The sequence below is a fragment of the Methylobacterium sp. CM6247 genome, from assembly GCF_054817925.1.
This window is the reverse complement of the sequence record NZ_JBTXKX010000003.1, coordinates 199,437-221,990: the sequence shown is the minus strand read 5'-3', so window position 1 is coordinate 221,990 and position 22,554 is coordinate 199,437. Positions and strand designations below refer to the sequence as shown.

Sequence of the window (22,554 nt, the reverse complement as noted above, 5' to 3'; positions counted from 1 at the left end):
AGGCCTAGAAGAAGCCGAGCTTCTTGGCCGAGTAGCTGACCAGCATGTTCTTGGTCTGCTGGTAATGGTCGAGCATCATCTTGTGGTTCTCACGGCCGATGCCGGACTGCTTGTAGCCGCCGAAGGCCGCATGGGCCGGATAGGCGTGGTAGCAATTGGTCCAGACGCGGCCGGCCTGGATGGCGCGGCCGAAGCGGTAGGCGCGGGTTCCGTCGCGGGTCCAGACGCCGGCGCCGAGGCCGTAGAGCGTATCGTTGGCGATGGAGAGCGCGTCGGCATCGTCCTTGAAGGTCGTCACCGACAGGACGGGGCCGAAGATTTCCTCCTGGAAGATGCGCATCTTGTTGTGGCCCTGGAACACGGTGGGCTTCACGTAGAAGCCTTCCGCCAGGTCGCCTTCGAGGGTGTTGCGCTCGCCGCCGGTGAGGACCTTGGCGCCTTCCTGCTTGCCGATGTCGATGTAGCTCAGGATCTTCTCGAGCTGCTCGCCGGAGGCCTGGGCACCGATCATCGTGGTCGGGTCGAGGGGCGAGCCCTGGGTGATCGCCTCGACGCGCTTGATCGCCCGTTCCATGAAGCGGTCGTAGATCGATTCGTGCACCAGCGCGCGGCTCGGGCAGGTGCAGACCTCACCCTGGTTGAGGGCGAACATGGTGAAGCCTTCGAGGGCCTTGTCGAAGAAGTCGTCATCCTCGTTGGCCACATCGGCGAAGAAGATGTTCGGCGACTTGCCGCCGAGTTCCAGCGTCACCGGGATGAGGTTCTGCGAGGCGTATTGCATGATCAGGCGGCCCGTCGTCGTCTCGCCGGTGAAGGCGATCTTGGCGATGCGGGGCGAGGAAGCGAGCGGCTTGCCGCATTCCAGGCCGAAGCCGTTGACGATGTTGAGAGTGCCCGGCGGCAGCAGGTCGGCGATGAGCTCGGCCACGACGAGGATCGAGGCTGGGGTCTGCTCGGCGGGCTTGAGCACCACGCAGTTGCCGGCAGCGAGCGCGGGCGCCAGCTTCCACACCGCCATCAGGATGGGAAAATTCCACGGGATGATCTGGCCGACGACGCCGAGCGGCTCGTGGAAATGGTAGGCGACGGTGTCGTGGTCGATCTCGGAGATCGAGCCTTCCTGGGCACGGACACAGCCGGCGAAGTAGCGGAAATGGTCAATGGCCAGCGGGATGTCGGCGTTGGTCGTCTCGCGGATCGGCTTGCCGTTGTCCCAGGTCTCGGCGAGGGCGATCAGGTCGAGATTCTCCTCCATCCGGTCGGCGATGCGGTTGAGGATGAGGGCGCGCTCGCCCGGCGAGGTGCGGCCCCAGGCCTCCTTGGCGGCATGGGCCGCATCGAGGGCCTTCTCCACGTCCTGCGCGTCCGAACGGGCGACCTCGCAGATGACGCGGCCGGTGACCGGGGAGGTGTTCTCGAAATACCGGCCGGCGACGGGGGCGACCCACTGGCCGCCGATGAAGTTCTCGTAACGGGCCGAGAACGGCGCCTTGGTACCTGACGACAGGAATTCGGGCTTGTTCATGTGCGTTTCCTCCGTGTTGTTCTTGTGTGCGCCAGCAGAAGCCGGGCGGATTGACAAATCAAGATAGACTTTTGGCCTAACCGGCTGGAGCAGCGTCCTCGCCCGGTTCGGTACGTGGTCCTGATTCTATGGCAGGTGACCGACGCGCCCGGTCAGTCTAGCGCCGATCCGGCGGGCTGGCGATGCCGCCGGAGCGGCGCGGAGACCTTCGAACTCGGGTCGATAGGGTTCGGCATGACAATGAGCGGGACGTGCCGTCATCCCGGGGCCGTGTAGCGGAGCCCGGGATCCAGATCCGCCACGAGTCTCGAGGACGGCTCGATCATGCGACCGACCCAGCGACGATGCTGGCATCCGTAGCGGTTCTGGATTCCGGGCTCGCCTTCGGCGACCCGGAATGACGGTCAGGGTGTCGGAACCGGCGTGAAAGTCCCCACAAACCGGACGGTATCAACCCGAGTTTGGGGTCAGGCAAGACACTCACCGTCCCGACGGCAGCCGGGTGAAGCGGCGTGCGGTGATCCGCCGGGCGATGGCCCGATCGATCCTGGGACCGGCCCGTTCGATGCCGTCGCGGTGGATCATCACGCCCGTGGCGCGTCCGTCAGGTTCGATGTCGAAAGCCACGCGGATCGCGCCGTTCTCCGCCACGAAGGCCCTGTCGCTCTCGGCGACGAGGGTGATGCGGGACTCGGCCGATCCCTGACTGACCGCCAGTGCCGTCAGGCGGTCGCCGTCGCGGGTGATGCCCAGGACCGAGCGCGGTCCGGTCCGGTAGAAGCCGACATAGCGGTCGAGAACGGTCTGGCCGACGCTGATCTCAGTGCGCGCCGGCTCGCCCAGATAGAGGGCCGCGAGTTGTCGCGAGAGGGCCTGGGCCGGCACGATCTCGGAATTGCCGAGTACCACGATGGTGAGGCCGAGATCGGGATAGAAATCCTTGATCGCGCTGAACCCGCTGATGAACCCGCCATGCGACCACAGGCGCTGCCCGTAGGCGGTGCCGATATACAAACCGAGGCCGTAGCCGTGGCCGTAATCCGTCACCATGGCCCGGCGCGACGCCTCCGACAGCACACGGCCGGAGAACAGCGCCCTGTCCCAGGCGACGAGATCGTCGAGGGTCGAGGCCAGCATGCCGGCACCCGACGGGGCGCTGGCGGCCAGGGGCAGGGCGTGGCGCCATTCGCCAGAGACGCGGCGGTAACCGTTGGCGCGCCGGGGGAGGATGGCGCCGGGATCGGCGTCCCGGGTCGAGGCCAATCCAGCCGGCGCCAGGATTGCGTCGTTGAGGTAGCGCGCGAAACTCTGGCCGGTGATCCGCTCGATCAAGCCGGCGAGGAGGATGTAGCCGGTATTGCTGTATTCGTGGCCGCTCCCCGGCGGAAACAGCAGGTCCTCGCGGTAGAGGAGGGCCACCGTCTCCATCGGCGAGCGCTCGATCCGCCCGAGTTGCGTCGCGTAGCCCGGCAGGGCGGTGACGTTGGGCAGGCCGGAACTGTGGTTGAGCAGCATCCGGATCGTCATCGCAGCCCAGGCCTGCGGCAGTTCCGGCAGGTAGCGGATAGCGGGATCGTCGAGGGAGAGGGAACCGGCCTCGGCGAGTTTCAGGATCGCCGCCGCGGTGAACTGCTTCGTGATGGAGCCGATGCGAAACACCGTGTCCGGCGTGTTGGGGATCGCCCATTCGCGGTCGGCCATGCCGTAGGCGTGGCGGAACAGAGGGATGCCGTCCCGCGCCACGATCACGGCACCCGAGAAGACGCCGCCCTCCGCATGGGATTCCATCAAAGCGGCGGCCTTGCGTGAGAACGCCTCCGTTTCGCCGTCGATGGCCGTGCCGGGAGCCGGCTCCTGCGCGGTCGCCGCGCCGAGCAGCATCAACATGGCGCAAGCGCCGGCGAGGAAGCGTGAGAGCATAGGGCGCGGTGATCCGTCGGCTGCGATCCTGCCAAGGTTGCGCGGGAATGTGGCGTGGTTGCGCGGGAGCGCCACCCCCCGGTCGACATCGCCGGCATTCCCGCGAAACCGTGATCGGCCTCGGCGCCGAGATCACTGTTTCGCCCCGAAGCTCGGCAACATGGCCCGCCTTCGTGCCGACGGACGAAGCCATCCGTCACGGTCGGACCCGCTCCGCCGATGACGGCCCTTCCCCAACCACGTAACAGGAAGAGACATCCATGAGCCGCACCACTCGCGCCCTGCTGGCAGCGTCCCTCGCCTTCGGTACCTCCGCCCTGGTCTCGCAGGTCAGCTTCGCCCAGGCGCCGCAGAAGGCACCGGCACCCGCCAAAGCCGCCCCAGCCCCCGCCGCTCCCGCTCAGGCCCCCGAGGCCGAGGAGCAGAAGGAGGTCGCCCTGACCCAGGCACTGATCGACGGCCTCGTGGCCGCGCAGCCCGAACTGGCGAAGCTCCCTGGCGGCAACGCGGACAAGCCCGATCCGAAGGTTCAGGCCCAGGCCGTGGCGATCGCGAAGAAGAATGGCTTTGCCAGCGTCGACGACCTGCAGGACGCGGCCGACAGCGTCGAGGCGGTGCTGGAAGGCATCGACCCCGAGACGAAGACCTATGTCGGCGTCGTGCCCCTGCTGAAGAAGCAGCTTACCGCCGTCGAAGCCGACAAGAAGATGAAGCCGAAGGACAAGGCAGCCGCGCTGAAGGACATCAACGAGGCGATCGCCGCCGGTGAGCCGAAGAAGCCGTCCGATGGCAACATCGCCCTCGTCACCCAGAACATCGACAAGCTCGGTCAAGTGGCGGGCGGAAGCCAGTAACGCCACTCGGCATGGCGGGCGACGATGCCGGGCAACCGGGATGCGATCGGGTGACCATCGTCGCCGCCGGCACGGAGACTCGTCTCGAACGCGCATCCCAGCGAAGGGGCGCGCAACCGAAGGTCCGGCCGCGCACTTTCCACCATGATATCGCCGGCCCGGGAGCCGGCGATCGCAAAGAGGCTCAAGACGAGTGACTGTACCCTCGAGGCCGGTTCCGCCGGGCGATCAGCCGGGATCGGCACGGGCTCTCCCGCCCGTCGGACCGGTTTGGAACGGTCCGGGCTTCGGCGAATTCGTCGGCATTGTCGCCCTGATGATGGCGGTGACCGCCATCTCCATCGACAACCTGCTGCCGGCCTTTCCGGCGATCCAGGCGCGGTTCTCGGTCGCCGATCCGAATGCGCTGCAGCTTCTCGTCTATGTCTACATGATCGGGTTTGGCGTGGCCCAGATCGTCTACGGGCCGGTCTCGGATGCGCTGGGGCGCCGGCGGGTGCTGCTCGGGAGTCTGGCGGTCTACGGGGCGGGCACGGGCCTCGCCATGGTCGCGCCGTCCTTCGAATGGCTGCTGGCCGCCCGCGTCATCCAGGGGATCGGGGCGGCGGGTGGGCGCGTCCTCTCCACCGCCATCGTTCGCGACCGTTATTCGGGGCGCGAAATGGCCAGCGTCATGTCGCTGATCATGATGGTGTTCCTCATCGTGCCGATGATCGCGCCCGCCATCGGCGGGGCGATGCTGCTGCTCGGCTCCTGGCACTATGTCTTCGTGTCCATGCTGGCCCTGGCCGGCATCCTCACCCTCTGGTTCTCCTGGCGCATGCCGGAGACGCTGCACCCGGAATACCGGCGTCCGCTCTCGCTGCGCTCCATCGGTCAGGCGGTCGCCCTGACCTTCCGCACCCGCGTGGCGGTCGGCTACGCCACCGCCCTCGGGCTACTGACCGGCTGTATCATGGGCTATGTCGGCTCGGCCCAGCAGGTCTTCGATACCGGGCTCTACCAGCTCGGCGGGCTGTTCCCGCTCGCCTTCGCCCTCGTGGCCGGGGCCATGGGGGCGGCGACCCTCGTCAATGCCCGCCTGGTGCGGCGGCTCGGGATGCGGCCGCTCTCGCATGTGGGCCTCACCCTGTTCGTGGCGGTGGCGCTGGCCCAGGTCGCAATCGGGCTCGCCTATGCCGGGCATCCGCCGCTGTGGCTGTTCCTGACGGTGCTCGCCTGCAACCAGTTCATGATCAGCTTCGCCATGCCGAACTTCAACGCGCTGGCCCTGCAGCCCCTCGGCGAGATCGCCGGCACGGCTTCGTCCTTCCTCGGCTTCTACACGACGATCCTCGGCGCTTTCTGCGGTTTCGTCATCGGTCAGGCCTTCGACGGCACCGTGCTTCCCCTCGGCATCGGCTATGCCGGACTCGGAGGCTCCGCGCTTCTCGTCGTCGCCTGGACCGAGCGCGGGCGGTTGTTCCGGGGTGGGGTGTCGGGGTGAGAATCGCGCCGGTTCGACGGCGACCATAAGTTGAACTTCGAGTCTGCCACGCTTATCGTTGATGGAAAAGCGGGCGATCCGATGAAGCCATCTATGATCGAGCAGACGAAGCTGCTCGCCAACGCGTTGGACCGGGCCTCGACGGCGTGCTTCACGGTCGGGATCGCCACGCCGGTCGCGGGCTTCCTGTACAATGTAGGAAATTTTCGAGCCCTGTCTGGGCCGTTCGAGATGATCGGCGGCGTCCTCGTTTGGATTCTCGGCGCCGGAGGCCTACATCTGGCTGCACGCCGTGTCCTGAAAGGGCTCGATCAATGAGCACCTCCTACGCGATCGCCTTCGTCTTCACGCCGTTACTCGCCGTCGGCGTCGGCTGGCTCGCAGTTCTGCTGCATGAGCGCTCGCTGGCGAAGGCGGAGCGTCGCTCCCCGGGCGAGTGAGCGCCGGCTCCAAGCTTTAACGCCGTCTTCAGCCGGTTTCGTCGGGGGGAGCGGCGCGTCGGCGAAATGTCCTTCGCCGCATAGGGGATACCTGATAGCGATGATCGGGCGATGACCGGTCCTAGACCATGACCTCCGGTAGACAGGGAGCGGCGGCGATGCCGACAAGTGCCGACCTCGGCCCCAGGATCGAGAGCTACGTTTCAACACTCGTGGAGAACGGGCGCTTCCAATCCCGTAGCGACGTGTTGCGCGAGGGCGTGCGCCTCTTGGAGGAGCGGGAGAATCGACTGGCGGCGCTCGACGCTGCCATCGAGCGCGGACTTGCCGATGCCGATGAAGGCCGGCTCAACCCGGCAAGCGAAGTCGCCGCGCGTCTGGCGACGCGGTACGGCAACCGGTCGACCGTCACCGAGGCATGATCGTCGTCTTCGCCGAAACCGCAGAAGCGGATCTGGAACGGATCGGCGATTACATTTCCGGCGACAATCCGGCTCGCGTCGCCGCTTTCGTCCAGGCGTTGATCGCCTGTTGCGAACGTCTGGCCGATGCGCCTCTCGGTTTCCCCGTTGTGCGGCGATACGAGCGCAGGGGCATCCGCGTCCGGACGTATGGAAACTATCTCATCTTCTATCGTGTCGGTGCCGCGACGATCGACATCGTCCACATCCTGCATGGCGCCCAGGATTACGGGCCGATCTTGTTCCCCTCTCCATAGCCATGTCCGATTCGCCTGTTTCCCCAGGTGAATGAGCCCGGTTGACACCCCTTAACGCCGTCTTCAGCCGGTCTCACGCATTCTCCCGATCTCGATGGGTCAGGGACGGAGTTCGCGCGTGTTCGGTCGGAGCCAGGACGGAATCCTCCTTGCGTCGCGCCTGTTGCTGGCGGCGGCGCTGCTGCCCACCGGCATCGCGCGTGCGCTCAACGTCTCGGGCTTCGCGCTGGCGCTGGCCGGGGCCGGGATGCCGTCTCCCAATGCCGTCGCCACGGCGGCCGTGGTGGTTCAGGTCTTCGGGCCGCTGGCGCTGATCCTCGGTGTCCTGCCGCGTATCACCGGTTTCGCCCTGGCGGGGTTCGCCGTCGCGATGGCGGTGCTGCTGCACGGGTTCTGGGCCTATTCCGGCGCGGCGGCGATGACCGAGCGCACCCTGTTCCTGGCCGATCTCGGCCTCGCCGGCGGCTTCCTCATCTACGCCCTCACCGGTCCGGGGGCTTGGAGCTGGCAGGGTTGGCGCCAATCCAGCCGCGAAGCGCCCGTGCGCGCGCCTGCCCGGCCGCAATCCGCCAATGCCAACACGAAATCCGCGAAGGGACCGAAGCGCAGCCCCGCCCGGCCGTCGAGCCGCGCGGCGGCCTAAACGCCCTTCGATGCGAGACGCTGACCCGACACCTCCGCGCCCGCATCCGGCTTCAGCCGCAGGAAGGCGAAGAGGGAAGCGGACGAGATCAGCGCGACGGTAAGGAAGGCGGGCCAGAAATCGCCGGCCTCGATGGCGGTGCGGCCATGCTGCGCGGCGGCCGTCTCAAGGGCCAGGGCTCCGATGGAGACGCCGAGGCTGAGGGACAATTGCTGCGCCACGCTCGCCAGGCTCGTCGCCGAACTCATCTCCCGCTTGTCGAGATCGGCATACGCGATGGCGTTGACGCAGGTGAATTGCAGCGACCTGACGCAGCCGCCGACCAGCAGGATGCCGATGATGAGCCAATGCGGCGTCTGCGCCGTGAACAGGCCGTTCACCGCGAGGAAGCAAGAGGCCACGACGGCGTTGAACAGCATCACCCGGCGGAAGCCGTAGGCTCGCAGGATGCGCGGCCCGATGATCTTGATGAGGAGCGCGCCTGCCGCCGCGGCGAAAGTGAGAAGGCCCGATTGCAGCGGATCGAGGCCGAAGCCGATCTGCAGCATCAGCGGCAGCAGGAACGGGATCGCACCGGTGCCGATGCGGAACAGGCTGCCACCGGTCACCGCCGCGCGGAAGGTCGGGTATCTCAGCAGGTCGAGGCGGATCACCGGATGCTCGACCCGGCGGGAATGGGCGAGGTAGAGCGCGAGCAAGATGGCGCCGCCGCCGAGGCAGCCCCAGGACACGTAATCCGGCAGGAGGTGGCGCCCGAGGGAGGCGAGGCCGAGCATCAGCGTGGCGAGTCCTGTTCCGGATAGCAGGAACCCGAGGACGTCGAGGGGCGGCCGAGTCGGCTCGCGGATGTTCTCGAAATAGATCGTGGACAGCACGATTCCGGCCAAGCCGATCGGGATGTTGATGAAGAAGATCCAGCGCCAGTCGAGATAGGTGGTGATCAGCCCACCCAGCGGCGGCCCCATGATCGGGCCGATCAGGGCCGGGATCGTGAGGTAGGCGAGGGCGCTGACGAGTTCACTCTTCGGCACCGCCCGGAGGATGAGGAGACGGCCGACCGGCACCATCATCGCCCCGCCAATGCCCTGGAACGCGCGCGCCGCGACGAAGGCGCCGAGCGAATCGGACGCGGCGCAGGCCAGCGACCCCGCCATGAACACCACGAGGGCGGCGCGAAAGATCGTGCGCGCGCCATAGCGGTCGGCCATCCAGCCGCTGATCGGGATGAAGATCGCGAGGCTGACGAGATACGCCGTGAGCGCGAGCTTGAGGGCGATCGGATCCTCGTTGAGGCTGCGGGCGATGGCCGGCAGGGCCGTGGCGATCACCGTGGAATCGGTGTTCTCCATGAACAGGGCCGTGGCGACGACGAGGGGGACGATTTGGGATGGGCGCATGGGGATCGCGTAGGTAGCGCGGCTAAAGCCGCCCGGTTCCGTCACGGCGTCGAGGGGGCGCAACTCGGCTCTTGAACGAACATCCACACAAATGATGGTGGCTGTGGATGAGGCGTGCGGTGTCGCACGTGGTGGACGACCGTGACCCACGAGCCACAGGTGCGGGCTTCAAGTCGTCAGGCCGGCATGGCCCGCTTTCGGGGGCGTCGATACGGCCTTAAGCTCAGCAACAATTCGGCTGTCTCGTATCACGTCGGTCGAGCGAGCCACCGCCGCCATTTTGCGCGAAAGATATTGAATGCCCTCGCGGTTCGAAACCTGTCGACGCTCGCCCCTCATCGGTGGGGTTCTGGGCCTGCTGCTCATGGTCGCCGGTTGCGGCACCGTCATTCTCAATGAAAGCGGGTCGCTCACCCGCTACGACCGCCTCAATGGAAGCACCGAAGTGGCGACCGGGGCGAAACTCTATGCAGATCAGCCGACCCTCGCGGCGACGCGGACGGTCCGCATCATCCCGGCGGCATTTCCGGAATCGATCTCCGGGCCCGGTCTCAACAGCGTCGAGCGCCGCCTGATCGCCAACGCGGCCGACCGTGCGCTCTGCTACGAGTTGTCGCTGCGCTACGACGTGGTCTCCACCAAGAAGGCCGATCTCACGATCCGGTCCGCCGTCACCCGTGTGGAACTCACCAACGTCCCGGCCGCCGGCGCGACCATCGCCACCTCGGCGGGAATCACCGTCGCGTCCCAGCTCGGCGTCGGCTTCGCCACTGCTGTCGGCCGCGTGCCGATCCCGCGTATTCCCATCGGCCTCGGCAGCATCACCATCGAGGCCGAAGCCCTCGATAGCCGTCATCAGCAGCGGGCGGCGATGATCTGGGGTGGTGGCGCCAACGCCTTCACCAACCAGGCCCGCTTCTCGGCGGCCGGGGACGCCTACGATCTGGCGGGTGAATTCGGCCAGGATTTCGGCACGCTCCTCGTGACCGGACGCGACCCGTTCAAGGAGCCGCTGTCTATCCCGAGCTGGAATCGCATCCGCATCACCACCCTCGGCGAGGCTCCGCTCGATCCGGATTGCGAGCAGTTCGGCCGCGCGCCCGGCATCGACGGTATGGTCGGCGACTATATCGGCCTGCCGCCGGAATGGACCGACAAGGGCCCCCGCGACCCGATCAACTGAGTTTTCCATTGCGATGCCGCGATCCTGCCTTTGCGCAGGGTCCGGCCCCATGATACTGCGCCGTGCCAACGCATTCGGCGCCGACAGCTGTTTCCAGTCCGGCGCCTCTCACCGTTTCGGGAGTTGGCACATGGCTCGTATCACCGCGGATTCCATCATCGAGGGCCTGACCTTCGACGACGTGCTTCTCCGCCCCGCCGCATCCTCGGTGATGCCCACCGAGGTCAGCATCGCGTCGCGGCTGACCCGCACGATCCACCTCAACATGCCGATCCTGGCCTCGGCCATGGACACCGTCACCGAGGCGCCGATGGCCATCGCCATGGCCCAGAACGGCGGCATGGGCGTGATCCACCGCAATCTCGAGCCGGCCGAGCAGGCCGAGCAGGTCCGCCTCGTCAAGAAGTACGAATCGGGCATGGTGCTCAACCCGATCACCATCCATCCCGACGAGACCCTGGCGGACGCGTTCTCGCTGATGAAGCAGAACCGCATCTCCGGCATTCCGGTGGTGGAGCGCGGCCCCAACGGCTCGCGCGGCAAGCTCGTCGGCATCCTCACCAACCGCGACGTGCGCTTCGCGACGAACCCCTCCGAGACCGTCGCCGAGCTGATGACCCGCGACCGGCTCATCACCGTGCGCGAGGGCGTGAACCAGGAGGAGGCCAAGCGCCTGCTTCACCAGTTCCGCATCGAGAAGCTTCTCGTGGTCGACGACCATTACCGCTGCATCGGCCTGATCACGGTGAAGGATATCGAGAAGCAGGTGGCCTATCCGGGCGCGGTGAAGGACGAGCAGGGCCGCCTCCGGGTCGCCGCCGCCACCACCACCGGCGATAACGGTTTCGAGCGGGCCGAGCGCCTCATCGATGCGGGCTGCGACGTGATCGTGGTCGACACCGCCCACGGCCACTCCATCAAGGTGCTCGACGCCGTGCGCCGGGTGAAGCAGCTCTCCAACACCGTGCAGATCGTGGCCGGCAACGTCGCCACCCGCGACGGCGCCCAGGCGCTGATCGATGCCGGTGCGGATGCGATCAAGGTCGGTATCGGCCCGGGTTCGATCTGCACCACCCGCATCGTGGCCGGCGTCGGCGTGCCCCAGCTCACCGCCCTGATGGAAGCGGTTGAGGCGGCCGACCGCGCCGATGTGCCGGTCATCGCCGATGGCGGCATCAAGTTCTCGGGCGATCTCGCCAAGGCGATCGCGGCCGGCGCGTCGGTGGCGATGCTGGGCTCGCTGCTCGCCGGAACCGACGAGGCGCCGGGGGAGGTGTTCCTGCACCAGGGCCGCTCCTACAAGAGCTACCGGGGCATGGGCTCCGTGGGCGCCATGGCGCGCGGCTCGGCCGACCGCTACTTCCAGGCCGAGGTCAGCGACACCCACAAGCTCGTCCCTGAGGGGATCGAAGGGCAGGTGCCCTACAAGGGACCGGTGGCGGCGGTGCTGCATCAGCTCGCCGGTGGCCTGCGTGCGGCCATGGGCTATGTCGGCGCGCCGACCATCCCCGAGTTCCAGGACAAGGCGCAGTTCGTCCGCATCACCAATGCGGGCCTGCGCGAGAGCCACGTCCATGACGTGACCATCACCCGCGAGAGCCCGAACTACCCCAGCCGCGCCTGACCGCGATACGCAGTCCGATCCGTCCCGTCACCCGGCTTTGGCCGGTGCCGGCGCGGATCGGACTGGCACTCGGCCTCGATGGCGTGCTGATCGGGTCAGACGCATGGCCGAGTGTCACGGGCCTCATCCACCGATCGTCCAACCCGTTCGAACCTCCCGCCATCGTCCTCCCCTGCGCCGGTCCGCTTGCCGCCCTCGGCCGGTGATGCGGACCAACAGGCTTCATCATGACCGTCCAGGCCATTCTCGCCCCCGTCTTCGCGCAGGTTCTGTTGATCTTCGTACTGATGTTTTGGCTCGGCCGCGTGCGCCTGGCGGAGGTCAGGACCGGCTCGGTGAAGGCCGGCGAGGTCTCGATGGGCCAGCGCAACTGGCCGCCCCGCGCGCAGCAGGCAGCCAACGCGTTCTCGAATCAGTTCGAACTGCCGGTGCTGTTCTTCGCCCTGGTGCCGCTCGCCCTCTACACGAAGAAGGCCGATCTTCTCTTCGTAGTCCTGGCCTGGATCTTCGTCGCGTCCCGCGCCGTGCATGCGGGCGTCTACATCACCTCGAACCACGTCCCCTACCGCTTCCAGGCCTATACGCTCGGGGCGCTGGTGCTTTTGGTGATGTGGATCGTCTTCGCGGTGCGCGTCTTCCTCGCTCCGATCGGGGTCTGAGGTTCGGAATTTCCGTTCACGCCTGGAAAGTCGCCGCCCTCGTCCGGTAAAGAGGGAGACTTATCGAGGTTGAGGATCGTCCCATGCGCGTGCTCGTCGTCGGCGCCGGTGCAACCGGCGGATATTTCGGAGCGCGCCTCGTCGAGGCGGGCAAGGACGTCACTTTCCTCGTGCGGCCGGCCCGGGCCGAGGCTCTGGCCGCGTCGGGGCTCCGGGTGAAAAGCCCGGTGGGCGACGTCCACATCGCCGAACCGGCGACGCTCACGGCCGCCGATCTCGCGGCGGGGAAGGGCGGTGGCTTCGATCTCGTCCTCCTCAGCTGCAAGGCCTACGACCTCGACGCCGCCATCGCCGACGTGGCACCGGCCGTCGGTCCCACGACGCTTGTGCTGCCCGTCCTCAACGGCTTGCGCCATCTCGACATCCTCGACGCCGCTTTCGGGCCGGAGCGGGTTCTCGGCGGCTCCTGCGCCATCGCTGCGACGGTGACGGCGGATGGCGAGATCCGCATGATGAGCCCGCTCCATAGCCTCACCTATGGCGAGCGGGCCGGCGGCCGTTCCGAGCGGGTGGAGCGGATCGAAGCCTTGATGCAGGGCGTCGCGTTCCAGGCCCGTCTGAGCGAGGCGATGGTTCTCGAAATGTGGGAGAAGTGGACGTTCCTGGCGACGCTCGCCGGGGCGACCTGCCTGATGCGGGCGACGGTCGGCGACATCGTCGCCGCGCCGGGCGGTCTCGCCTTCATCGAGGCGCTGATGGAGGAATGTCGTGGGATCGCCGAGGATGCCGGCTATGCGCCACGGGACAAGGTGATGCGGAACACGCAGGCGACGCTGACCGCGCAGGGGTCGGCCTTCACCGCCTCGATGCTGCGTGACATCGAAAACCAGGCGCGGATCGAGGCCGATCACATCATCGGCGATCTCATCTCCCGCGGGCGAGAGGGCGCGCACCCGATGCTCGACCGGGTCTACACGCATCTGAAGGCCTACGAGAACCGCCGCGCCCGTGAGGCGTCCTGAGCGGCGGCCCCGAAAGTCGGTCGCTCAGTAGCGCGGGGCCGGCGGGGGCGGGGGCGGGTTGCCGTATTCCAGCTGAGTTTTTGCATCGTAGGGGCGCTGGGGCGGAGGCGTCAGATCGACGGCGGGGGCGGTGGAGCAGGCGGCGACGCTCGTGAGGACGATGCCCGCGAGGGTCAGGGGAATGATGGGCGACATGACGTTTGCGAAGCTCCGTACGTTGACGCAGTGGGCTCTGGCGCAGCAAGGCCACGAGACAGATCCGCCACCCTGCCTGTCTGAGGGCTGATCTCGCCGGAAGCTCGGCTGTAATGTGTCCAACCCCGGCTCAAAGCGTGACCGTATCGCGGCGACGATCGACCGCGGTCACCCTTCCCTAACCTTGAGGATTTCGTCCTGACCCCTCCCGCCCGTCTCTCCGCCGCCATCGAAGTGCTCGCCGACATTGCCGGGCGACGCCGTCCGGCCGCGGATGCCCTCAAGGATTGGGGCCTCGCCCATCGCTTCGCCGGTTCCGGCGACCGCGCGGCCATCGCGAGCCTCGTCTACGACGCCCTGCGCCGCCGGGCTTCATCCGCCTGGATCATGGGGGACGAGGCCCCGCGCGCCATCCTCATCGGCATGCTGCGGCTACAGCACGGACTCGCGGCGCCCACCATCGCCGAGTTGTTCTCCGGCGAGCGCTTCGCGCCCGACCCCCTGACCGACGCCGAGCGCACGGCCATCGCCGAGGGCTCGCTCGCCGATGCACCGCCCCACGTGGCCGGCGACGTGCCGGACTGGATCCTACCCTCCCTCGGCCACCTGTTCGGCGATACCTTGCTCGATGAGCTGCGCGCGCTGGCCCGCCGCGCGCCCCTCGATATCCGGATCAACACCCTCAAGCGCGATCGCGAGACGGCCCTGGCCGGGCTCGCGCATCTGACGCCGGCGGTGACGCCGCATGCCCCGAATGGCCTGCGCATTCCCATCGGCGAGGATGGTCGAGGTCCCGCCCTGCATGTGGAGCCGGAGTTCCTCGACGGCTGGTACGAGATCCAGGACGAGGGCTCCCAGATCGCTGGCGCCCTGACCGGCGCGCGCGCCGGCGAGACCGTGGTCGATCTCTGCGCGGGCGGCGGCGGCAAGACCCTCGCCCTCGCGGCGATGATGCGGAACCAGGGACGGCTCATCGCCACCGACGACGATCCGCGCCGGCTCGCGCCGATCCATGACCGGCTGCGCCGGTCGGGTGCCGAGGCCGAGATCCGCACTCCGCGCGCCGGACGCGCGCGGGCCGATGTGCTCGGCGACCTCGACGGTACCGTGGACCGGGTGGTGGTCGACGCGCCCTGCACCGGTTCGGGGACATGGAGGCGCAACCCCGACACCAAGTGGCGGCTGCGCCCCGGCTCCCTCAGTGCGCGTGTCACGGACCAGGCCGAGGTGCTCGACCGGGCGTCGCGCCTGGTGCGGCCGGGCGGGCGGATCACCTACATCACCTGCTCCCTGCTGCGGGAGGAGAACGACGCGGCCATCGACGGTATCCTCGCACGGGCGAATGGCGGGCTGACGGTCCTGCCGGCCGAGCGGGTGGCTGCCGAGCATGCGCCGGGCCTCGCAGGGGTGGTGCGGTTCACCGAGCACGGCCTGCAGATGAGTCCGGCCCTCACGGGCACGGACGGCTTCTACGTCGCCACCCTGGAACGACGCGGCTGACGCGCCTCGACCGCCGGCCCTCCTTGCCGGGCGGCCGACGACACCGTCGCCTTCGCGCCACCGAGTCGATGGCGCGAAGGTCGGTGCTCAGAAGCAGCGGCGCGTACGCACCATCGTCACCCGGCCATACGGACCCCGACGCTTCGTCACGACCGTCCGGCAGCGGGGGCCCCTGACGACGGTGCGCGAGACGACCCGCGCCTGCTCGATCGCGGTGGCGGGGGCGGAAAGGGTCATGCCGGCGAGCGGCAGAGCCGATGCCGAGCCGATGCCGGCGAGGGTGATGGCTGCCAATCCGAAGAGGGTTGCTCTCATTGCGTAAGCTCCTGTCTGTTGGAAGGGCGGGATGAATCGCGCAGATTGTGTGAATCCTTTGTTAATTGTCCCGCCTTCCGTCCTTCGCTAGGCAGAGGCCACGCCCGATGCATGTGGGCGACGTGTGCCCTGCGGACGCTGCGCGTTGCACCATGGCGGGGCCTCGTCTAACTCCGATCCATGAATACCGACCACGACAAGATCCTCATCGTCGATTTCGGCTCCCAGGTGACCCAGCTCATCGCACGGCGCGTGCGTGAGGAGGGGGTCTATTGCGAGATCGTCCCCTTCACCAAGGCGGCTGAGGCCTTCGCCGAATCGAAGCCGAAGGGCGTGATCCTCTCCGGCGGCCCCGAATCGGTGACGACCGAGGCCTCGCCCCGCACGCCCCAGGTGGTGTTCGATTCGGGCGTGCCGGTCTTCGGCATCTGTTACGGCCAGCAGACAATGGCGGCCCAGCTCGGCGGCGAGGTCGAGGGCGGGCACCATGCCGAGTTCGGCCGCGCCGAGATCGAGATCATTTCGGACTGTCCCCTGTTTAAGGGCGTCTGGCATGTGGGCGAGCATTATCCGGTCTGGATGAGCCACGGCGACCGGGTGACCAAGCTCCCCGACGGTTTCACCACCGTCGCCCTGTCGAAGAACGCGCCCTTCGCGGCGGTGGCCGACGAGTCGCGCAACTACTACGCGGTCCAGTTCCACCCGGAGGTGGCCCATACCCCGCACGGCGCCCTGCTGATCCGCAACTTCGTGCGCGACATCGCCGGCTGCACCGGTGACTGGACCATGGGCGCCTACCGCGAGGAGGCCATCGCCAAGATCCGCGAGCAGGTCGGCAAGGAGCGGGTGATCTGCGGCCTGTCGGGCGGCGTCGATTCCTCGGTCGCGGCGGTGCTGATCCACGAGGCGATCGGCGATCAGCTGACCTGCGTCTTCGTCGATCACGGCCTGCTCCGCATGGGCGAGGCCGATGAGGTCGTGCGGCTGTTCCGCGACCATTACAACATCCCCCTGGTGCATGTTCAGGCGCAGGAGCTGTTCCTCGGCGAGCTCGAAGGCGTCAGCGACCCGGAGATCAAGCGCAAGACCATCGGCCGCCTGTTCATCGACGTATTCGACGAGGAGGCGAAGAAGATCGGCGGCGCCGCCTTCCTGGCCCAGGGGACGCTCTACCCGGACGTGATCGAGAGCGTGTCCTTCACCGGCGGCCCCTCGGTGACGATCAAGAGCCACCACAATGTCGGCGGCCTGCCCGAGCGCATGAACATGCAACTCGTGGAGCCCCTGCGCGAACTGTTCAAGGACGAGGTCCGGGTGCTCGGCAAGGAGCTCGGCCTGCCCGAGGCTTTCGTCGGCCGCCACCCGTTCCCCGGCCCCGGCCTCGCCATCCGCTGCCCCGGCACCATCACGGCCGAGAAGCTGGAGGCTTTGCGGAAAGCCGATGCGATCTATCTCGACGAGATCCGCAAGGCCGGCCTCTATGACACGATCTGGCAGGCCTTCGCGGTGATCCTGCCGGTGAAGACCGTGGGCGTGATGGGCGACGGCCGCACCTACGACCATGTCTGTGCGCTCCGCGCGGTCACCTCGGTCGACGGCATGACGGCGGATTTCTACCCCTTCGACATGGCCTTCCTCGGCCGCGTCGCCACCCGCATCATCAACGAGGTGAAGGGCATCAACCGGGTGACCTACGACATCACCTCGAAGCCGCCCGGCACGATCGAGTGGGAGTGAGGGGCGCGCCGTCGGTTCGATGGGGGCGGGCGCCGGCGAGCGCCCGCGTGCATCCGGGTCAGATGACCTCGATGCCGGCGGTTCCGCCGGCCGCGTAGCGCGCGCCTGCCACAGCGTCCCTGGCGAATAGCGCATCGAGTTCCGCGATCTCCTCCCTCGACAGAGCGAGGTCGACGCCTGCCGCATTCTCTACGAGCCGCGTCGCACGACGGGCGCCGGGGATCGGCACCACGTTGGGCGCCTTGGCCACCAGCCAGGCCAGGGCAACCTGTGCCGCGGTGACGCCGCGCGTCGCGGCGAAGGCGCCGAGCGCCTCGGCGAGGCGCCGGTTTTGCGCGAGGGCTTCTCCCTGAAAACGCGGATTGCCCTTGCGAAAATCACCCTCGCTCAGGGTCTTCGGATCGATGGCGCCCGTGAGGAAGCCGCGCCCCAGGGGCGAATAGGCCACGAAGGTCACGCCAAGTTCGGCGCAGGTCGCCAGCATCCCGTCCTCAGGCGTGCGGCTCCACAGCGAATACTCGCTCTGGACGGCGGCAATGGGATAAATGGCATGGGCGGCCCGCAAGGTCGCCGGGGACACTTCCGACAGGCCGAGCGCCCGGACCTTGCCCGTCTCGACGAGCTTCGCCATGGAGCCGATGGTCTCCTCCAGCGGTGTCTCGGGATTGCGGCGGTGGCAGTAGTAGAGATCGATCGTCCCGACGCGCAAGCGCTTCAGCGAAGCGTCGCAAGCCGCCGCGATATAGGCGGGTGTATTGTCGATCCGGCGCGACCCGGCCGCATCGCGCACGATGCCGAACTTGGTGGCGAGCACCACCCGGTCGCGGCGCTCCTCAAGGAAGCGGCCGAGCAATTCCTCGTTGTGGCCGAGCCCGTAGGTGTCGGCGGTGTCCAGGAAATCGTAGCCGATATCGAGCGCAGCGTTCAGTGTCTCCAGGGACTCGGCCTCATCCGCGGGGCCGTAGAATTCGGACATGCCCATGCAGCCGAGACCAGGGGCGGAGAGGGTGAGGCCTGTGCTGCCGAGGGGACGCTTCTGCATGGGACATTTCCTGTTCGAGGTCGAAGCGAAACCTGACAGGGCCGGGTCCATCCGATAATCTGGACAATCCCGTATGAGCTGCTGAGCGAGTTTCACCAATGCAGCGCGCCGACCTGTCGGATCTCGCCGCCTTCGCGTCCGTGGCGAGCCATCGCAGCTTTCGCAAAGGCGCCACGGAGCTTGGCGTTTCGCCCTCGGCCCTGAGCCATGCCCTGCGTGGCCTTGAGGCGCGGATGGGAGTGCGCCTGCTCCATCGCACCACGCGCAGCGTCGCCGTGACGGAAGCGGGCGCGATTCTCCTGGCGCGGCTGGGTCCGGCTCTCGCGGAGATCGGCGAGGCGGTGGATGCAGCGCGTCTGCTCAGTGCTGAGGTCAGCGGCAGCCTCAGAATCAATGCGCCTCACGTGGCCTGCCGCCTCATTCTCATGCCGCTGGTGACGCGCCTCCTCGTGCGCCACCCGAAGATCGCCGTCGAGATCATCGGCGACAACGCCATGACCGACGTGGTGGCGGACGGTTTCGATGCGGGGATCCGCATGGGCGATCGCGTGGCGAAGGACATGATCGCCCTGCCAATCGGCGGACCGCAGCGTTTCGCCGTCATCGGCTCGCCCTCCTATCTCGACGGGCGCGGGATACCGCGCCGCCCGCAGGATCTCGCTGGCCATGCCTGCATCCGTCAGCGTTTTCCCGATGGCCGCCTGTTCAAATGGGAGTTCGAGCGAGACGGCTCCGCCTGCGACATCGAGGTGGAGGGACCGCTGACCTTCGGGGACCAGGAACTCATGGTCGAGGCGGCGGTCCAAGGTGTCGGCCTTGCCTTCGTCTTCGAGGGCTATGCGGCAGAGGCCCTCGCGCAGGGCCGGGTGAGGCGGCTGATGGAGGAATGGTGCCCGGCCTTTCCGGGTTTCCATCTCTACTATTCCGGGCGTCGGCACGTGCCTTCGACCCTGCGGGCTTTCATTGCGGTGATGCGGGAGGCACCCTCGGGCGAAGCGTGAATGACGGACGCGAGCCCACGCGTTTCGCCCTTCGCCGTCAGCCGGCTCATGGCGTCTTCCCCGGTGGCCTGCCGGCATGCCCGCCTTTTTCCGACGAACCCTCAAGGCCGTCCATCGGACATCCGTCCGACTCGACACCGTGCGCTGGCGTGGCATCTCTTGCCGCCCCCTGAAGGCCCGCCTGCCCGTGAGTCCGTCTAAGATGGCCCGGTCTGTCGGCGCCGTCATCGTGCCGGAGTGGATGATGAACGCATTGAAGCTGGTCTGGATTCTGTTGGCGCTCACCTATGCTGTGAGCGAAAGCAGGGCCGAGCCGGTCGCGGGTCCATCGTCTCCCGGGGGAGGGACCATACCGGGCGCCGTGGCGCTCGACGACATTCCCGTCTCGACCGTGCCCCTCGGCGGCTTTCCCTATTTCGCGCTGCCCGCGGGCTACCAGCCGGTGAACCCGCCAGAGTCCCGCGAATTCGGGCATTTTCCGTTCTGGACGGGCACCGCGCTCCACGACGTCGACGGCAAGGTTTTCCTGTCCCTCATCGGCGCCAAGGACGGCAAGACCTACTCGTCCTATGAGCTGAAGAAGAACATCGAGGCCGTGCTGACCCAGGCAGGTGCTCGAAAGCTCACCGACAGCCAGATGTCCGCGTCAGTGACCGATACCCTGCCGGAGGAGGTCAAGATGGGCATGTATGAAGGCCTCGGTAACGTCTACTCCGAACGGACGCAGACATGGGTGATCCGCCGCCCGGACCGGCAGATCTGGGTGCATTTCGTGCCCGGCAGCAACAACGCGAGCTGGACCATCCTCGAAACAAAGCCCTTCGCGCAGACCGCTGGACTGCTGCCCGCAGACCAATTGAAACAGGACATCGACAAGACCGGGCGGGCGGTGATCCATGTCAATTTCGCCACCGACAAGACCGCGATCCTGCCGGATTCCGCGGCTCAGATCGAAGCGGTGACGAGCCTGCTGAAGACGAATCCCGGTCTCAAGCTGGCGATCAACGGCTACACCGACGAGACCGGGTCCGCCGGGCACAACCAGTCGCTCTCCGATGGCCGCGCCAGGGCGGTGATGGCCAGGCTCATCGCGTCGGGCGTCGCGAAGGAGAGGCTGAGAGCCAAGGGCTTCGGGGCCGCCAGCCCGGTCGCCGCCAATGGCAGCGAGGAGGGCAGGGCGAAGAACCGGCGCGTGGAACTGGTGAAGTTCTGACACGGAGACGTGCGATGCCGCCGGGCCGGCAGGTTCGTCTCCACCGGCACGGTCTCGGTAACGAAGTCCGCCTCATGCCGGATAGGGGCCGGCCGTGATGACGATCCGCTTCCGCCTTACGGCCAGACCTTGAGCGCCAATGGTCTGCGGACGAGGTCCCGGTCCGAGGTCACCTGGCAGCCCTCCCGGCGCAGCGTCACGTAGGTGAGGAGGGCGGTGTCGCCCACATCGTCGAAGTTGCGGCCGGTCGCCTGTGGATCGAGAATCGACGGATAAGCGATGAGGTCGCCCTTGGCCGTGCAGGGATCGTCGTAGAGCGTGGCGCCGGCGAGGAGCAGGCGCGGCTGATCCCAGGTGAGGAGGTCGCGTGACGTCGTCCAGTAGAAGCCGGATTGCGGAACCTTGGCGCCGGCCGCGGCCATGAAGACGGCGATCCAGGCCCCCGTACCGCGATGGCGCACCACCGCGCCCACGGGCAGGCCGAACGGCTCCAGCGGCTTGCATGGTTCGGTGAGCAGGGTCGGCTTGGTGTAGGGATCGGGGAAGGCGGCGGTGAAGCCGAGCCCGGTCCAGGCCCGCCAGCGCGTCGGATCGGACGGCCTGTCGGTGCGGAACAGGCAGGCCCCGGCGGATTGCTCGCTGCCGCCGGAAGACCAGCCGGTGGTGGCGATGAGCACAAAGCGCCAGCGCCCGTCCGCCACGATGTTCGACGGATTGAAGAAGCCCCGCTGCCGGCCCTGGCCGACCTCCTGGCGGAACGGCGCCGCGGCCACAATAGCGGGCGGCTTGGCGCGGGTGAAGCTGCGCCCGCCATCGCCGGAAGAAGCGGCGACGATCGTGTTGTACCAGCACTCGATATAGACCTTCGAGCGGCAGCGGCCCTCGTGCTCGTTGGCCTGGTACTCGTGGTGGAGGAGGGCCGAGACGGCCTTGCCGCCCTCCGTCCATGTGGCCGTGATCCAGGAGCGGTCGTCATAGGCCGCCGGATCGGCCTTCTCGCCGGAATCGAGCACCACGGCGCAGTCGAGCTTCAACTGGTCGAGGCTCGGTCCGCGCAGGGCCCGGTTGTGGTAATGCATGCCGAACAGGGCGATGCCGCCCGCTGAGTCGCGGAAGGCTCGGGCGGAGGCGTCCGGCACGTCCGCCCCGTCGCAGGCATCACGGCCGGCCTTGAAGATCGTCGTCGGCGCTCCGACCAGGGTGAGGGCGGAAAGCGGCGGTTCGGACCGCGCCGCGACCTCTTGAGGAAGCAGGACGAGCAGGAGGAGCGCGAGAAGCCGCGTCATCGGATGAGCCTGGACATCCGCGCCGGTTTGGGTTTTGAACCGTTACAGTCTGCTTCACCCGGCCTGGCGCGGCTCCCGCGATCCACAGGCTCGATTCGAAGGCCCTTCATGCTCATCCTCATCCTCGGTCTCGTGCTGTTCCTCGGCACGCATGCCTTTTCCATGTTGAGGACGAAGCGCGCGGGCGTCATCGACGAGGTGGGCGAGAGCCGGTTCAAGCTCGGCTATACCGTGCTGTCGATCGTCGGCATCGTGCTCATCGCCTATGGTTTCGGACAATACCGCGCGGATGGCTACATCCAGGTCTGGAACCCGCCGGTCTGGACGCGCCATCTCGCGCTGCTGCTGACGCTCCTCGCCTTCATCGCTCTGGCCTCCGCCTACCTGCCCGGTCACATCCGGGCGCGGGCCAAGCACCCGATGCTGCTGGCGGTGAAGATCTGGGCGACGGCCCATCTCCTCGCCAATGGCGACCTCGGCTCGATCCTGCTGTTCGGGAGCTTCCTCGCCTGGGCAGTTATCGCCCGGATCAATGCCAAGCGCCGCGCCCTGTCGGCTGGCGCGGTGGCCGCCCAGCACGGCGCCGTCGCGGCCCCGGCCGGCTGGCGCAACGACGCGATCGCGGTGGCGGTCGGCTTCGTCGTCTGGTTCGCCTTCGCCAAATATCTCCACCCGTTGCTCATCGGCGTGGCGGCCTGGCCGGGGCAGGCCTGAGACCGGCCGCACTCACCGCTCGCCGCTCTCCAAGCTATCCAGTCGCCAAGCCGGCTGCGCTGTGCTACGCGCCGGGCTTG

23 protein-coding genes are annotated in these 22,554 nt (G+C 67.6%); 16 read left to right on the top strand and 7 right to left on the bottom strand.

The annotated features are described in order from the left end of the window. Window positions 1-4: 4 nt before the first annotated feature. Both adh and ACYQOP_RS01885 read right to left on the bottom strand, forming a co-directional pair. On the bottom strand, window positions 5-1,525 hold the full coding sequence (adh, locus tag ACYQOP_RS01890; protein WP_374766856.1) for an aldehyde dehydrogenase: 1,521 nt from the start codon (window positions 1,523-1,525) through the stop codon (window positions 5-7). 480 nt (window positions 1,526-2,005) lie between these two features. Further along, a complete protein-coding gene (locus tag ACYQOP_RS01885) occupies window positions 2,006-3,445 on the bottom strand; it encodes a serine hydrolase (protein WP_461220896.1) in 1,440 nt (479 codons plus the stop codon). A gap of 260 nt (window positions 3,446-3,705) precedes the next feature. On the opposite strand from ACYQOP_RS01885, the gene ACYQOP_RS01880 reads away from it, so the two are divergent. From ACYQOP_RS01880 to ACYQOP_RS01850, 7 genes are all read left to right on the top strand, one after another. Beyond that, the gene (locus ACYQOP_RS01880) at window positions 3,706-4,299 is read left to right on the top strand and encodes a hypothetical protein (RefSeq protein WP_056432306.1); all 594 of its coding nucleotides are present in this window, start codon (window positions 3,706-3,708) and stop codon (window positions 4,297-4,299) included. 319 nt (window positions 4,300-4,618) lie between these two features. After that, window positions 4,619-5,785, top strand: a complete 1,167-nt coding sequence (locus ACYQOP_RS01875; protein WP_461225154.1) for a multidrug effflux MFS transporter — start codon at window positions 4,619-4,621, stop codon at window positions 5,783-5,785. A 30-nt stretch (window positions 5,786-5,815) separates the two neighbouring features. Beyond that, window positions 5,816-6,103, top strand: coding sequence for a hypothetical protein (locus tag ACYQOP_RS01870; RefSeq protein WP_419951910.1), 288 nt, complete (start codon window positions 5,816-5,818; stop codon window positions 6,101-6,103). Beyond that, the gene (locus ACYQOP_RS01865) at window positions 6,100-6,225 is read left to right on the top strand and encodes a hypothetical protein (protein ID WP_280136575.1); all 126 of its coding nucleotides are present in this window, start codon (window positions 6,100-6,102) and stop codon (window positions 6,223-6,225) included. Before ACYQOP_RS01870 ends, ACYQOP_RS01865 begins: the two co-directional genes overlap by 4 nt. 158 nt (window positions 6,226-6,383) lie before the next feature. Further along, window positions 6,384-6,647, top strand: a complete 264-nt coding sequence (locus ACYQOP_RS01860) for a type II toxin-antitoxin system ParD family antitoxin (protein ID WP_207413206.1) — start codon at window positions 6,384-6,386, stop codon at window positions 6,645-6,647. Continuing rightward, entirely contained in the window at window positions 6,644-6,943 is a 300-nt protein-coding gene (locus ACYQOP_RS01855; RefSeq protein WP_461220895.1) for a type II toxin-antitoxin system RelE/ParE family toxin, read from the top strand. Before ACYQOP_RS01860 ends, ACYQOP_RS01855 begins: the two co-directional genes overlap by 4 nt. 118 nt (window positions 6,944-7,061) lie before the next feature. Continuing rightward, a complete protein-coding gene (locus ACYQOP_RS01850) occupies window positions 7,062-7,586 on the top strand; it encodes a DoxX family protein (RefSeq protein ID WP_461220894.1) in 525 nt (174 codons plus the stop codon). Here ACYQOP_RS01850 and ACYQOP_RS01845 read toward each other — a convergent pair. Then, window positions 7,583-8,983 carry a DHA2 family efflux MFS transporter permease subunit gene (locus tag ACYQOP_RS01845; RefSeq protein ID WP_461220892.1) on the bottom strand — a complete coding sequence of 467 codons (1,401 nt, stop codon included), beginning with the start codon at window positions 8,981-8,983 and terminating at the stop codon, window positions 7,583-7,585. The genes ACYQOP_RS01850 and ACYQOP_RS01845 overlap by 4 nt on opposite strands. 298 nt (window positions 8,984-9,281) lie before the next feature. Here ACYQOP_RS01845 and ACYQOP_RS01840 point away from each other — a divergent pair, with 298 nt between their 5' ends. The 4 genes from ACYQOP_RS01840 (at window position 9,282) to panE (ending at window position 13,471) form a co-directional block, all read left to right on the top strand. Then, a complete protein-coding gene (locus tag ACYQOP_RS01840; protein ID WP_461220891.1) occupies window positions 9,282-10,166 on the top strand; it encodes a DUF3313 domain-containing protein in 885 nt (294 codons plus the stop codon). A 130-nt stretch (window positions 10,167-10,296) separates the two neighbouring features. Further along, window positions 10,297-11,790, top strand: coding sequence for an IMP dehydrogenase (gene guaB / locus ACYQOP_RS01835; RefSeq protein ID WP_461220890.1), 1,494 nt, complete (start codon window positions 10,297-10,299; stop codon window positions 11,788-11,790). A 227-nt stretch (window positions 11,791-12,017) separates the two neighbouring features. Further along, window positions 12,018-12,449 (top strand): MAPEG family protein, encoded by a 432-nt coding sequence (locus tag ACYQOP_RS01830; RefSeq protein ID WP_461220889.1) that lies wholly within the window; start codon window positions 12,018-12,020, stop codon window positions 12,447-12,449. 83 nt (window positions 12,450-12,532) lie between these two features. After that, window positions 12,533-13,471 carry a 2-dehydropantoate 2-reductase gene (panE, locus tag ACYQOP_RS01825; protein ID WP_461220887.1) on the top strand — a complete coding sequence of 313 codons (939 nt, stop codon included), beginning with the start codon at window positions 12,533-12,535 and terminating at the stop codon, window positions 13,469-13,471. A 24-nt stretch (window positions 13,472-13,495) separates the two neighbouring features. Here the strand turns inward: panE and ACYQOP_RS01820 are convergent, their stop codons facing one another. Continuing rightward, a complete protein-coding gene (locus ACYQOP_RS01820) occupies window positions 13,496-13,666 on the bottom strand; it encodes a hypothetical protein (protein WP_207413194.1) in 171 nt (56 codons plus the stop codon). Between the two features lie 198 nt (window positions 13,667-13,864). Here ACYQOP_RS01820 and ACYQOP_RS01815 point away from each other — a divergent pair, with 198 nt between their 5' ends. Continuing rightward, complete coding sequence (locus ACYQOP_RS01815) at window positions 13,865-15,166, top strand: RsmB/NOP family class I SAM-dependent RNA methyltransferase (protein ID WP_461225152.1); 1,302 nt, start codon at window positions 13,865-13,867, stop codon at window positions 15,164-15,166. 87 nt (window positions 15,167-15,253) lie between these two features. Here the strand turns inward: ACYQOP_RS01815 and ACYQOP_RS01810 are convergent, their stop codons facing one another. Next, entirely contained in the window at window positions 15,254-15,481 is a 228-nt protein-coding gene (locus ACYQOP_RS01810; protein WP_056432338.1) for a hypothetical protein, read from the bottom strand. A gap of 180 nt (window positions 15,482-15,661) precedes the next feature. Between ACYQOP_RS01810 and guaA the strand changes: the two genes are divergently transcribed. Then, a complete protein-coding gene (gene guaA / locus ACYQOP_RS01805) occupies window positions 15,662-17,218 on the top strand; it encodes a glutamine-hydrolyzing GMP synthase (RefSeq protein WP_056432343.1) in 1,557 nt (518 codons plus the stop codon). Window positions 17,219-17,276: 58 nt separating this feature from the next. On the opposite strand, the gene ACYQOP_RS01800 is transcribed toward guaA, so the two are convergent. Continuing rightward, a complete protein-coding gene (locus ACYQOP_RS01800) occupies window positions 17,277-18,260 on the bottom strand; it encodes an aldo/keto reductase (protein ID WP_461220886.1) in 984 nt (327 codons plus the stop codon). 98 nt (window positions 18,261-18,358) lie between these two features. Between ACYQOP_RS01800 and ACYQOP_RS01795 the strand changes: the two genes are divergently transcribed. Then, window positions 18,359-19,261, top strand: a complete 903-nt coding sequence (locus tag ACYQOP_RS01795; protein ID WP_461220885.1) for a LysR family transcriptional regulator — start codon at window positions 18,359-18,361, stop codon at window positions 19,259-19,261. A 202-nt stretch (window positions 19,262-19,463) separates the two neighbouring features. Continuing rightward, window positions 19,464-20,474 (top strand): OmpA family protein, encoded by a 1,011-nt coding sequence (locus ACYQOP_RS01790; RefSeq protein ID WP_461220884.1) that lies wholly within the window; start codon window positions 19,464-19,466, stop codon window positions 20,472-20,474. A 116-nt stretch (window positions 20,475-20,590) separates the two neighbouring features. On the opposite strand, the gene ACYQOP_RS01785 is transcribed toward ACYQOP_RS01790, so the two are convergent. Continuing rightward, a complete protein-coding gene (locus ACYQOP_RS01785; RefSeq protein ID WP_461220883.1) occupies window positions 20,591-21,760 on the bottom strand; it encodes a hypothetical protein in 1,170 nt (389 codons plus the stop codon). Window positions 21,761-21,868: 108 nt separating this feature from the next. Between ACYQOP_RS01785 and ACYQOP_RS01780 the strand changes: the two genes are divergently transcribed. Beyond that, the gene (locus ACYQOP_RS01780; protein WP_461220882.1) at window positions 21,869-22,474 is read left to right on the top strand and encodes an NnrU family protein; all 606 of its coding nucleotides are present in this window, start codon (window positions 21,869-21,871) and stop codon (window positions 22,472-22,474) included. Window positions 22,475-22,554 lie beyond the last annotated feature (80 nt).